9 protein-coding genes are annotated in these 12,393 nt (G+C 38.9%); 8 read left to right on the top strand and 1 reads right to left on the bottom strand.

Features of this window, described 5'->3' with window-relative positions; all coding sequences use genetic code 11:
- The first annotated feature begins 34 nt into the window (after nucleotides 1–34).
- From L1994_RS08550 to L1994_RS08540, 3 genes are all read left to right on the top strand, one after another.
- On the top strand, nucleotides 35–1,318 hold the full coding sequence (locus L1994_RS08550; protein WP_278099029.1) for an AAA family ATPase: 1,284 nt from the start codon (nucleotides 35–37) through the stop codon (nucleotides 1,316–1,318).
- Entirely contained in the window at nucleotides 1,315–2,034 is a 720-nt protein-coding gene (locus tag L1994_RS08545) for an MBL fold metallo-hydrolase (RefSeq protein WP_278099028.1), read from the top strand. Before L1994_RS08550 ends, L1994_RS08545 begins: the two co-directional genes overlap by 4 nt.
- A gap of 121 nt (nucleotides 2,035–2,155) precedes the next feature.
- Nucleotides 2,156–2,458, top strand: coding sequence for a DNA-directed RNA polymerase subunit L (locus L1994_RS08540; protein ID WP_278099027.1), 303 nt, complete (start codon nucleotides 2,156–2,158; stop codon nucleotides 2,456–2,458).
- A gap of 200 nt (nucleotides 2,459–2,658) precedes the next feature.
- Here the strand turns inward: L1994_RS08540 and L1994_RS08535 are convergent, their stop codons facing one another.
- Nucleotides 2,659–3,270, bottom strand: coding sequence for a translation initiation factor IF-2 subunit beta (locus tag L1994_RS08535; RefSeq protein WP_278099026.1), 612 nt, complete (start codon nucleotides 3,268–3,270; stop codon nucleotides 2,659–2,661).
- 398 nt (nucleotides 3,271–3,668) lie between these two features.
- On the opposite strand from L1994_RS08535, the gene L1994_RS08530 reads away from it, so the two are divergent.
- The 5 genes from L1994_RS08530 (at nucleotide 3,669) to frhA (ending at nucleotide 12,388) form a co-directional block, all read left to right on the top strand.
- Complete coding sequence (locus tag L1994_RS08530) at nucleotides 3,669–6,605, top strand: PAS domain-containing sensor histidine kinase (protein WP_278099025.1); 2,937 nt, start codon at nucleotides 3,669–3,671, stop codon at nucleotides 6,603–6,605.
- 97 nt (nucleotides 6,606–6,702) lie between these two features.
- Nucleotides 6,703–7,071 (top strand): response regulator, encoded by a 369-nt coding sequence (locus L1994_RS08525; RefSeq protein WP_278099024.1) that lies wholly within the window; start codon nucleotides 6,703–6,705, stop codon nucleotides 7,069–7,071.
- A 102-nt stretch (nucleotides 7,072–7,173) separates the two neighbouring features.
- A complete protein-coding gene (gene purL / locus L1994_RS08520; RefSeq protein ID WP_278099023.1) occupies nucleotides 7,174–9,264 on the top strand; it encodes a phosphoribosylformylglycinamidine synthase subunit PurL in 2,091 nt (696 codons plus the stop codon).
- Nucleotides 9,265–9,804: 540 nt separating this feature from the next.
- Nucleotides 9,805–10,743 (top strand): GTP cyclohydrolase MptA, encoded by a 939-nt coding sequence (gene mptA / locus L1994_RS08515; protein WP_278099022.1) that lies wholly within the window; start codon nucleotides 9,805–9,807, stop codon nucleotides 10,741–10,743.
- Nucleotides 10,744–11,017: 274 nt separating this feature from the next.
- Nucleotides 11,018–12,388 carry a coenzyme F420 hydrogenase subunit alpha gene (gene frhA, locus L1994_RS08510; protein ID WP_278099021.1) on the top strand — a complete coding sequence of 457 codons (1,371 nt, stop codon included), beginning with the start codon at nucleotides 11,018–11,020 and terminating at the stop codon, nucleotides 12,386–12,388.
- Nucleotides 12,389–12,393: the final 5 nt, after the last annotated feature.

The following is a 12,393-nucleotide window of genomic DNA, read 5'->3' as shown; positions in this document are numbered from 1 at the left end:
TGCCAATTAAAGAGCTATATAATAAGTTGTACGCATGTCTACAGAAACAGATATAATGTCCTTAGAAGTACTGGAGCTTTTGTTAACAGCGGAGATTGTAAACAAATATGAAAATCTGAATATGGATGATCTCCCAGTTAAATTCAGAAAACTCACCTGTGCGAAAGGATGCAATATAGACATAGAAAGGCCTGTCACCGTCAGTGAAAGTGTTGCTGATAAAGTGCTTGGGATTTCTGATGCATATTCCCATGTCAGTAAGAATCCCTTCGTAAAATATGACGATTTTGGAAAGAGAATTGGCATATCCGCGCTTGAAGCAGCGGCCGGGTGGTTTTTCAGGCAGGACTGTAAAGAAAGGGTAAAAAACAATCCTGTTCTTGCCTACTATTATGAACAGGCAAAAATGGGAGATGTTTCCTATGAGGAATCAAAAAATTCAATTGTAAGATATCAGGACTCAAAAGAGTATCTTGAGGCAAGGATTGAGGAGATTGTCGGCGATGACGAGGAGTTAAAGTCGGCGAGAAATTTAATCCTTATAAGTTCACCTGAAGAGGGAGAGTATTCGCTTGAGGATTTGGTCTGCACTGCAAGACAGGAGGAAACTATAAGGAAAATTGACATTGCTCTTAAAAATCTGGACTTTCTGCGTGAAAGAAAGATATACGAGCTTGGAAAGCTTTTGTTTGTAGGTCCGCCAGGAACCGGAAAAACATCTTTGGCGCTTGCAATGGCAAAAAAGCTTCGTATGCCTCTTTTGGAAGTCAGGCTTGCAATGGTCACATCCCAGTATTTAGGGGAGACATCCAAAAACATCGACCGGATATTTGACCTTGCAAGAAGACTTTCTCCGTGTATTCTGTTCATTGATGAATTTGACTTTGTCGCAAGAAGCAGGGTTACAGAGGATAACGGCGCTATGAAGCGTGCTGTAAACATGCTTCTTAAAAACATTGACACAATCAGCTTTGTCAAAAACGGAGTTCTTCTGATTGGTGCGACAAACCACCCCGGAATGCTTGATGAAGCGGCATGGAGAAGGTTTGATGATGTTGTCGAGTTCCCGCTTCCTGATCTATTGATGAGAAAGAAGATTCTTTTAAAGATTACAAAAGAGCTTGACTGCACCTGCAATTATGATGAGCTTGCCGAAGACACCGAAGGTTTCACAGGCGCTGATTTAAGGATAATGATAAAAGAGTCGGTAATTTCTGCTCTTATGCGTGACAGTTTTGTCATGACTGCTTCTGATATTGAACAGGGTATGGATTCCGTCCGCGACAGAGATAATATTCGTCAGAGTGCCTCAATATGAAAGTAACGGTACTTGGAACAGGTGATACTGTAGGTACACCCAGAATCGGCTGTCAGTGCGAAAACTGTAAATTTGCACTCAGTGAGGGAAAAGAGAGACTTCGGACGTCATTTTTAATTGAAAATGAGAACCACCATATTTTAATTGACACATCGCCGGATTTAAGAAAACAGCTTTTGCTTTACAGTTCGCCCCACATTGATGCAGTCTTATGGACTCACGGGCATTACGATCATATTGCCGGCTACAACGAGTTCTACCGCGTCCAGGCATTTCCCCCGGCATACGCGGCAGACCGTGCGATGGATGATATTGAAGGGTTTTTCCACTTCCTTCATTTTGAGAAGAACAGGATAATTCCGTATGAATCCTTTTCTCTTTTTGGAATGAATTTTAAATTTGTTGAGGTAAACCACCCGCCGATGTACACATGCGGCGTTGTTGTTGAGTGCGATGGAAAAAGAATTGGATTTACTTCTGATACGAACAATAAATTATCCAATGAGACCTTAGAAGCGCTAAAAGACTGTGATATTTTATTCCTGGATGCGCTGATGCCTCCTTCTGTTCATATTGGAAAACACATGAATTACAAAGAAGCATTAGATCTTGCAAAATCCCTTTCGCCAAAGGAATTTCGGTTTATCCACATGAGTCATAACATTCCGTTCAACTGGGATAATATCGCATCAGATGGCGATATATTTGAGATTTAGTTCTGAATTTCTGCTTAAAATTTGTAAACTTATTTTAATCTTTAATATGTTTTAGCAGAGGAGCAGAGGTTATGGATACTATTATGACATCTTTTTCTGTAATGCAATAACCAATAATCTTATGACTTCAAAAAGCACAAACGTATGGTTATCTATGGAAATAAAAATACTTGAGCTGACAGAGGATAAAGCAAGGATTGCTTTTCTGGGTGAAAACCATACCTATATGAACACTTTAAAAGAAGAGATCTTAAAAAACCCGGATGTTGATGTTGCCCAGTACTATAATGAGTACACATTTACAGATCCTGTTTTACTGGTTTCAACAAAAAACAAAAAAGATCCAATTGAGGCAATTATTAACGCGGCAAAAGCCGTTTCATCGGACTGCGCAAATCTGATTGAACTTGTTGAAAAGGCCTGAAGAAAAACCGGGAAATTTTTTTTACATTTTAATTTTTTTCATTTTATTTATATTTACTGTTAAAAACCCGTATGGCGTTTTTTTATCACACAGAAAGCAATGAAGATCTTTTCGGATTTTTTTTAAGTTTCATGGCAAAAACTTAGAAAACTTTGAAAATTTAAAAAAATGAAAGAAAAATCTGAATATTTTGAAATTGTTTAAATCTTTTCTGTAAAGCCAATGGAGCCTGCAACTCTCGTAATTTTGACTTTTACAGTCTGACCCGGTTTTGTGCCTGCGACATAAAGTGTGTATTTGCCAACCTTTGCAACACCATCTCCACGTTTTGACAGGAACTGGATGTCAACGTTCATTTCAGCTCCTTCTTCAAGCTGTCCTGCGGCGCCTTCGGGCTTTGCCTTTCTCTTCCTGACAGGTCTGTGACCTCCGCAGGCATCACATCTAAGGGTAATTATTCTTCCGTCTTTTACAAGTCTTGTATCAGGCTTTCCACATTCAGAACATATTACGTAGTCCTCTGTGTATTTTGAGATCAATCCGGAAATCTGTGTTTTATCAAATTTACCATTGAAAATTGCCCTGTTTCCGTCAATTTTTCCTGCAGTTCCAAGCTCTCCCAGAAGATATTTCATCACATGATCAGGTTCGCGCCTTAAGGTTGAAACAATTTCAGAAAAATTTTCAAGAACAGTTGTTTTTCCTTCGATGTAGACTTTGGCATCCGGCACTATAAAACGTCCTTCATCTCCGGACTTTTCGGTAATATTGCTGTAAGCCTCCTTTAAAAGAGATTCATACGGGTCGGTCATGCTTATATTATATGATCTTTTTCTGTAATTAAGTATCTTTTTTAAACATCTTTACATAAATCCCGTACTCTGATTTTATTGTATATGGTTTATTTTCTATAATGGTATGGAATATTTCGTTTTTCAGGTTTTATTGAAATATTGTTCAAAATAATTAATATCGATAGAAATTATCAGTAATGATTATTGCAGATAAGAATCGAATGTGTTATAACAGTATGAGTTATACTTCCATAATATATCAATATAATATGGGTGCTTCAACAGGATATGCAACTGTTAATATGCAAATGTAGCAAAAATTTGGTTTTAGATGAAAGTTACTTCGTAACTTACATGAAATCGTGCATGAAATATAATTTCATGGACGTTTTTTGATAATTTTCAGGTGAAAATAATTGTCTTATAATATCAATTTTCTAAAGCTTAAAAGTAAAAAAGAAATAGAGCCTTTTTGGAATTATATTCTTCTCGGAGTGCTGATATTCACAATTTTAATTAGTGAAATTGCGTTATATCTTTTTAGTGACGGAATAATCTTTTTCATATCTCATATCTTTTATTTTCCTCTCTTTCTTTTAATTTACATGTACCCGGAAAAGGGTTTTTGGATAACCATTGTTCTTGGTATTTTGTATTATCTGCTTATTCTTTTCGTATCATATGACGATTATTACAACCTTGCGGCCGCAATCCTGTTTGTTTTTACATATCTTGGCGTAGGAATCGGATCATCAGTTTTATCAGAGGGCTTTAAAACCGGTGGAAAAAAGCTTCGACAGTACAAGAAAAATTATCTGAATCTTTTTGAAAATACAAACGACATCGTTATGGTCTATAATCTGGATGGAGATGTATTGTGTTGCAACAATAAAGGGAATGAGATTTTTGAAATTGAGAAAGAATGCCGTCTGACAATTAAAAGTCTTGGTTTATCCGGAGAAACATCTCTTTTTGATGAAGGTTTTGAAAAATTAAAAAAAACAGGTCACTCATATGCAGAAGGAAAAGTAAAAATTCCCTCGGGAGATTATCGTTATTTTGAGATGAGCTCAAGTATTACAGATGCTGAAAATGGCTATGTTCATGCTTTCATCCGTGATATTACAGAGAGAAACAATGCTCTGGATGCCTTGCAGGAGAGCGAAAACCGGTTTCGTGTCATTACAAATCAGATACCTGATTTAATCTTTGAATTAGATGAGCAGGGTAATTTCTCCTTTGCAACCAGATATTCTATAAACATGTTTGGATATGAGCCTGATGAACTGACAAATGGGATGAAATTCTGGGATATTCTTGCAGATTCAGATAAAGAAAGGGCAAAACAGAATTTTGACTGGTTCATGACAGGGCACATTGTAGGTGCTACCGAATACACAGGAAAAAGAAAAGACAACTCCGTATTTCCTGTAATGATGAATATAAGCTATGTTTTTTCAGACTCGACAATTACCGGACTTCGTGGAATTGCAATTGACATCAGCCAGAGAAAGCAGATGGAAAGTGCTCTTAAGAGTAGTGAAAAAAAGTACAGAAGTCTGTTTGAAAATTCAAACGATGCTGTCTTAATTCATTACACAAACGGAAAAATAATTGATATAAACGAGCGGCTTGCACTGATGCTTGGTTACAACAGCGAATATATTCTTGGAGGAAATATTTTTGATCTTTTCTCTAAGGATTCCCGTAATTCTGTAAATGATATTATTTCTGAACTTAAAAAGAAGAAAAATCTTTTTTTTGAGTCTGAAATGGTAAGAAAAGATGGGAAAAATGTTATTGTTGAGGTAAGTGCAAGCATTGTTTCAGGCGAGAAAGGGATTGTACAGTCTGTTGTCAGAGATATAACAGAGAAGAAAATAGCTGAAGATGCACTGATTGAAAGTGAGAAGAGATTTAGGAATTTAACAGATCTTCTGCCACAGATTGTCTTTGAATTAGACACTGAAGGTCGTGTAACATTCCTGAACAAAAACGGCTTTGAATCATTCCAGGCAGATAATGACATAATCGGGAAGGGAATCTGTTTCTGGGAGGCAATAGCACCGGAAGAAAAAGAAATTTCCAGACAAAATTTCAATCAGATAATTTCAGGTCACAATTCTGAGACATCATTTGAATACACTGCACAGAGATTTGACGGAACAAAATTCCCGATGCTTGTTTATGTAAGCCTTATTGAAAAGAGCGGAAATGTTACAGGTGCAAGAGGAATCGGAATTGACATCTCTACACGAAAAAAGATGGAAGAGGCCCTTTTGGTAAGTGAAGAGCGCTTAAATCTTGCAATCCAGGGTGCCGGTGTATGTGTATGGGATTGGGATATGAAAAATGATCACATATTCTTCTCAGGAAATTACAAAGAAATGTTTGGTTATGGGAATCTGGATGAGGAATGTTTACAAACCAACTGGAGAGAATTACTTCAGATTCAGTTCTTCTCAGACGTTATGGACTTTTTCACCGGCATAACCGGTGTTGAGGGAAAAAAATTTGACCCGGACAGCCATCAGTTTGAATCTGAATATCATATCCTGTGCAAAAATGGCAGATATAAGTGGATAAATGTAATGGGAAAGATTGCGGAATCAGACGCTTTAGGAATACCTGTTCGTATTGTCGGCATAATGCAGGATATTACCCAGATAAAGCAGTACCAAAATGCAATATCTGAAGCCAACCGAAAATTAAACCTTTTGTCAAGTATAACGCGGCATGATATACTAAACCAGATTGCCGGAATAAACGGATTTACAGATCTGATGTATAGAAAAGTCGAGGGAAATGAAGAGCTGATTCACCACCTTGAAAGAATAAAGCAGGCATCTGGAAATATTCAGGAACAGATCATCTTTACAAGGGATTATCATAATATCGGAGTTGAAAGTCCCGTCTGGCAAAGAGTTGATCTGATTACGAAAAAAATGCAGTCCAAAGCAAAAAGTATGGGAATAAATCTGAACGTTTCAATGCCTCATCTGGAGATTTATGCCGATCCAATGCTTGAAAAAATATTTTTCAACCTGCTTGACAATGCAGTAAGACATGGACAAAAGGTTTCTTTAGTTGATATTTCATTTGAGAGAAAGAATAAAACAGGTGTTATTGTGGTAGAGGACGATGGTATTGGTGTTCCTGAGAAATTAAAATCCCGTATTTTTGATCATGGGTTTGGGAGCAATACAGGTCTTGGCTTATTCCTAACAAAGGAGATATTAGGCATTACGACCTTAAAGATTGTTGAAACAGGAATATATGGGAAAGGAGCACACTTTGAGATAATTCTTCCTCCCGAATATTATAGAATTGTAAATGATGAGGTTTTGGATTAATCAGTTATTTTGAATATTGTTTATTTTAAATAATATTTAGTCCGGAATAGATATTTATTGTATAATCTTTAAAAATAAAAAAACGGTGGTAAGCAAGTTGACGGATATTAAAATACTGGTTGTAGAAGATGACGAAATTTTAGCAGATCTTATTCAGTGGCGTCTTAAAGAGATAGGATACAGCGATTATTTAATTGCGATGACTGGTGAGGAAGGAGTTTTAAAAGCCGAATCATACAAACCTGATCTTATATTGATGGATATAACTCTGCCCGGAGAAATAGACGGGATAGAAGCAGTTGAAAAAATCAGAGTGAATATGCCTGACATACCTGTAATTTATCTGAGTTCTCATATGGAAGATGATATTATTGAAAGAGCTGTTAAAACACGCCCCTCCGGATATATTGCAAAGCCTTTTGAGGACTTTGAGCTAAATATGGCAATTAAAATTGCACTTCTTTAATAATATCTGATAAATCATATGCGTATTTTTTTATATCTTCTCTAATTGTGCCTCTCTTTAGGCATCTATTATCTGTTTGTAAGAGTACATATTCCTACAATTATGCTGTGCTCCCGCGATATTGATTATATTGAAAAGGAAATTAAGAGATCTCTTTCAGAACTTGAAATGGCATGCTTTGAGAACCTTTGGAGTGAACACTGTTCATACCGTTCAACAAAGCCGCTTCTGCGCACTCTGCCAACCGATGGTGAAAATGTTCTTTTAGGGCCTGGTGATGATGCCGCAATTGTCCGTTTTTCTGATGACATTGCAATAGCAATAGGAATGGAATCACACAATCACCCAAGTTATGTCGATCCCTATGACGGAGCGGCAACAGGTGTCGGGGGGATTATTCGTGATGTCATCTCGATGGGTTCAAGGCCGGTTGCACTTATGGATCCACTCTATTTTGGCGATCTTGACGGTGAAAAAAACAGGTATCTGTTTGAGCACATTGTTTCAGGAATAGGAGACTACGGAAACTGCATAGGTGTTCCTGTTGTAAGAGGAGAGCTTACGTTTGACAAAAATTACAGCGGAAACCCTCTTGTAAATGTTGTTTGTGTCGGTGTTGTGCATCCGGACAAATTCTTAACAGCGCGTGTGAAAGCTCCAAAAAACCGCCTGATTCTCTACGGTTCTTCAACCGGAAGGGACGGTCTTGGCGGAGCATCGTTTGCATCCCGCGATCTGTCAGAAGACTCTGAAGCTGAAGACAGACCTGCTGTTCAGGTCGGCGATCCATATACAGAAAAGCTTCTCATAGAGGCAACGATGGAACTTTCTGCGACAGGAAAAATACTCTCCTGCAGGGATTTGGGTGCGGCAGGTCTTGCCGGTGCATCATCTGAGATGTCAAGTACATTTGGCGCGAGAATCGCCGCTGACAGGGTTCATCTTCGTGAGGAAGGAATGAACGAAGTAGAGATTATGCTTGCTGAATCTCAGGAAAGAATGCTTATTGAAGTTGCGCCTGAAGATGTTTTAGAAATCGGAGCTATAATTGAGAAGTATGATCTCAGCTGGAGCGATATTGGTGAAGTAATAGCAGAGAATCGCTATATTGTTACTTTCCATGGACAGGTTGTATGCGATCTCCCTGTTGATCTTTTGGTAGGAGGAGCACCTGAGGAAGAGTGGGCAGGAAAGCCTTACTCTGCTGAAAAACCTTTTAATAGGCCCTCAGATGATTTAAAAACGCTCTGCACAAAGGTTATGTCACACCCTGACATCGCATCAAAAGACTGGGTGAAACGGCAGTATGATCATGATGTGGGGTTAAAGACAATATCAACAGAAAGCGGCTGTGGAGTCCTTCGCCTTGGTGATTCAGCGCTTTATTTATCCTGCGGATGCAGTCCGAGACAGATTTATCTAAAGCCCTATGAAGGCTGTGCAAATACTGTCTATGAAAACGCCGCAAACATGGCGGCAATGGGTGCTGAGCCATTATGTATTGTAAACTGCCTTAATTTTGCAAGCCCTGTTCATGAAGAGATTTTCTGGCAGATAAAAGAATCTGTCAGGGGAATGGGGGATATGTGCAGAAAGCTTTCAATTCCGGTTGTCGGCGGAAATGTATCCTTATACAATGAATCTGATGAGTTTAATACAAGCATTCTTCCGACACCCTCTGTTGGTATGGCAGGAAAAGGTCCTGCAAAGCCTTTTAGAAGACCTGTCTTTGGTATGAAGCTTGGAATAATCGGAGAGTCAAAGCCTGAGTTTGGAGGATCAGTAATTGATCTTTTAACAGGATGTGGTGGAAGTGCGCCAGGGATTCCTGATGTAATTATTCTTGAGATTATGCGAAAGCTTGTTAATTCAGGAGCTGTTTATTCTGCAACTGATATTTCAAGAGGCGGACTTTTAGGTGCTCTCAGTGGATTTTGTCCGTCCTGTGAGATAGATGCAGGCGAAAATGCATTTGAAGAGCTGTTCTCTGAGTCATATGGACGTTTTTTGGTTGCATATGAAGATGAATCAAAGATTGCTGAAATTATTTCTAAAACAGGCACTTCTTTTACTCCACTCGGTGTTGTCAGAGAAGAGTCCTTTATAATTCATACGGGTGAAGGAACAATTGAGTTTTCAAAGGAAGAGACTGAAAAACTTCTCTCTTCTACAACAAATCTTATGAGATTTTAAGCTCATCAGATTTTAGATGAAGAATGTTGTAAGATGTCAGGTAAGAAGTTAGAATAGAACCCGGATACTAAGTCAGATAAGAGGGAAAAATAAAGTTCTCATCTTTTGCCCTGATACCTGCGGCATGGATGATCTTATTTTTATCTGATGTTTTAGTGTTTTGAGTGAAAAATCGTTGGCTATTATCTAAATGACAAACTCTAAGGCTGTTTTTTATTTATCCGGACGTTTCATAAAAGATTTTTTAATCGCGCAAACAGGTTCTGGAGAATTTTGAAAAAAATATACTTTTTTTTCATTAATATTTTTTTAACATCTGAATTAGTCGTAATTTTTTCAATTAACCTCTTCTTTTAATCGAAAAATATCTTATGGTTATTTTTTTTCTTATTGAAGTCGTGTGCAACTTCATAAATATTATATTTGTGATAGAAAATAGGTACAAAGACCAAATAGAAATATGGTATTTTGTCTGACTGCCAAGTGGAGGTAATTCTTTCGTTGCAGAGATAAAATGACGCCATATAAGAGGTTTATTCAATGGAATTACCTGATACCCAGTCTACTTTACCTGAAGTTCGCATCAATCTGACAAGGGTTGGTGTGAAAAACGTAAAGAAATTAGTAGAAGTTGCAAGGCCTGGAAAACGCCCTGTAATATTCATATCAAGTTTTGATGTATTTGTTGACCTTCCAAGCAGTCTTAAGGGCGCAAATATGTCCAGAAACTTTGAAGTAATTGACGAAGTTTTGCAACAGACTGTCAAGGGAAAGGTTGATGGAATAGAAGATGTATGCAATTCTGTTGCAAGAAAACTTCTTGATCATCATGAATATGCTGACAGGACAGAGGTCAGAATGAACAGCACCTTTATGGTGAGAAGAGAGACTCCTGTTTCCGGAACAGAATGTGATGAGGTTGTAAAGGTTGTTGCAAGTGCAATTGCACAAAGAAACAATTCCAATCCGATTGTAAGAAAGAGCATCGGTGCAGAGGTTACCGGAATTACTGCATGTCCCTGTGCACAAAATATAATGAAGGAGATTGCTTCAAACAAACTTCGTGAACTTGAAATTGAAGAGGAGAAGATTGAGGCATTTTTATCTGAAGTTCCCATGGCCACACACAACCAGCGTGGCAAGGGATTTTTGTGTATTGAAACAGATGATGATCAGCGTGTCAATCTTGAGGATTTAATCACTGTTCTTAAGGATTCAATGAGTGCAAAAATATATGAATTATTAAAACGCGGAGATGAGAGCCACGTTGTCTATAGTGCGCATAAAAATGCCCGCTTTGTTGAGGACTGTGTCAGGGAAATGGCAAAAAGAGTTTTGAGTGATTTTGCATTTTTGCCTGGAGATTCTCTAATCAGAATCAGACAAACAAACGAAGAGAGCATTCATCAGCATGATGCGTATGCTGAAAGAAAAGCGACAATCGCGGAACTTCGTGCAGAACTCAATGAATCTGCCTGAAATTTAAATTTGAATTAATATTTTTCTTAAAATCATTTTTTTGGGATTTTTGCGTCCTCACTCTTTTGGCTATGTTGTGCAAAGAGTGTTACGAAAAATTATAAAAATAGCAAACTCACAAATCAACAACGAAAGCTATTTTTAAAGAAAGAACTGAAATTAGAAATTAGCGTACTGAAATTTAAGGTTCAGGTACGTGTGTTGCAATAAAACAATGTGTGTTTTACACAGAGTATAGCGAAATGAACAAAAATTTATTAATGAGGCGATTAATTTGTCGAAAGTTGTAGAGGTTTCCCCAACCACAAGGCATGAGGGTCACACAAAGCTCGTCCTTAAGGTAAACGATGAGGGCATAATTGAGCGTGGTGACTGGCTCAGTATCACACCTGTGAGGGGTATCGAGAAACTCGCAATTGGAAAAACAATGCATCAGGCACCAAAGATTTCATCACGTGTCTGTGGTATCTGTCCAATTGCGCACACTCTCGCAGGTATAGAAGCAATGGAGGGTTCCATCGGCTGTGAAATTCCTGACGATGCATATCTCCTGCGTATAATTCTGCAGTGTGCAAACAGACTGCACAGTCATGCACTGCACAACATCCTTTCATTGCCGGACATGTATCTTCCAGGCACTGATGTACAGATCAACCCGTTCTCAAAGGAAGAACCAGTACGCAGCGTTGCACTGCGTCTACAGAGACTTCGTGAGATCGGCCAGACTATTGGTGAGATCGCTGGTGGAGAGCCTATTCACCCGTCAAACCCAAGAATCGGTGGTATGTACAAGAATGTTTCACCGCGTGCAAAAGCAAAGATGTACGATCTTGCAAAAGAGGGTGTCTCTCTTGCTGTAGCACAGATGGATTTCATGATCTCAGTCTTTAAGAACTGGGATGAGCGTGGAACAGCAGCAGTTGCAGGAAGTTACGAAGTAGAGAAGAACAGCAAGTTCGGATTCCACGACCAGGGTTACATGGCAGTAGATCCGCTCTATGGAAACACAAACCTTGATGCAGATCAAAGGTGGTTCCCTGAACGCTGGACAGATGTAAGACCATGGGACTGGTACATGGGTCAGGAAGATATAACACTTGACGATCCGAACTATCCAAACCATGCTACAACACCGGCAGGTGGAAAGGCATGGCCACAGATGGAAGCATGTACTGCAGTTCCTCTGTATGATGGAGCACCTGTAGAGGTAGGTCCACGTGCACGTCTTGCAATGTTCCGTAACTATGACAGAAAAGGTGCAATGGGTCTTCAGATCGCACGCCAGATGGAATATCCTGACACTCTATACAGCATGATTGATGCAATAGATGCACTTGATACATCCGGCAGTGTAATAGCAGACGAAATTCCACAGGGTGACGGCTCACTTGGATGGTGTGCCAACGAAGCACCACGTGGAACAGATGTACACCTTGCAAAGGTAAAGGACGGACGTGTCCAGTGGTATTCACTTCTTGTGCCAACCACATGGAATTTCCCAACAGTCAGCCGTGCACTTGAAGGTGCGCCATGGCAGCTTGCTGAGGTAATTGTTCGTGCCTACGACCCATGTGTGTCATGTGCTACACACATGATGGTGGTCGATGAAGAGAAGAAGGTAGTGGCCCAGAAGCTTGTTCAGTGAGTTGT

The organism is Methanomicrobium antiquum (genome assembly GCF_029633915.1).
GTDB classification, from domain to species: domain Archaea; phylum Halobacteriota; class Methanomicrobia; order Methanomicrobiales; family Methanomicrobiaceae; genus Methanomicrobium; species Methanomicrobium antiquum.
The sequence above is the reverse complement of the archived record's forward strand: the minus strand, read 5'-3'. Positions and strand labels throughout refer to the sequence as shown.

What these genes read in the sequence shown, in the direction of transcription:
- L1994_RS08550 (WP_278099029.1), top strand. Translation starts at nt 35, where the DNA reads ATGTCTACAGAAACAGATATAATGTCCTTAGAAGTACTGGAGCTTTTG.
- L1994_RS08545 (WP_278099028.1), top strand. Translation starts at nt 1,315, where the DNA reads ATGAAAGTAACGGTACTTGGAACAGGTGATACTGTAGGTACACCCAGA.
- L1994_RS08540 (WP_278099027.1), top strand. Translation starts at nt 2,156, where the DNA reads ATGACTTCAAAAAGCACAAACGTATGGTTATCTATGGAAATAAAAATA.
- L1994_RS08535 (WP_278099026.1), bottom strand. Translation starts at nt 3,270, where the DNA reads ATGACCGACCCGTATGAATCTCTTTTAAAGGAGGCTTACAGCAATATT.
- purL (WP_278099023.1), top strand. Translation starts at nt 7,174, where the DNA reads ATGCTGTGCTCCCGCGATATTGATTATATTGAAAAGGAAATTAAGAGA.
- mptA (WP_278099022.1), top strand. Translation starts at nt 9,805, where the DNA reads ATGGAATTACCTGATACCCAGTCTACTTTACCTGAAGTTCGCATCAAT.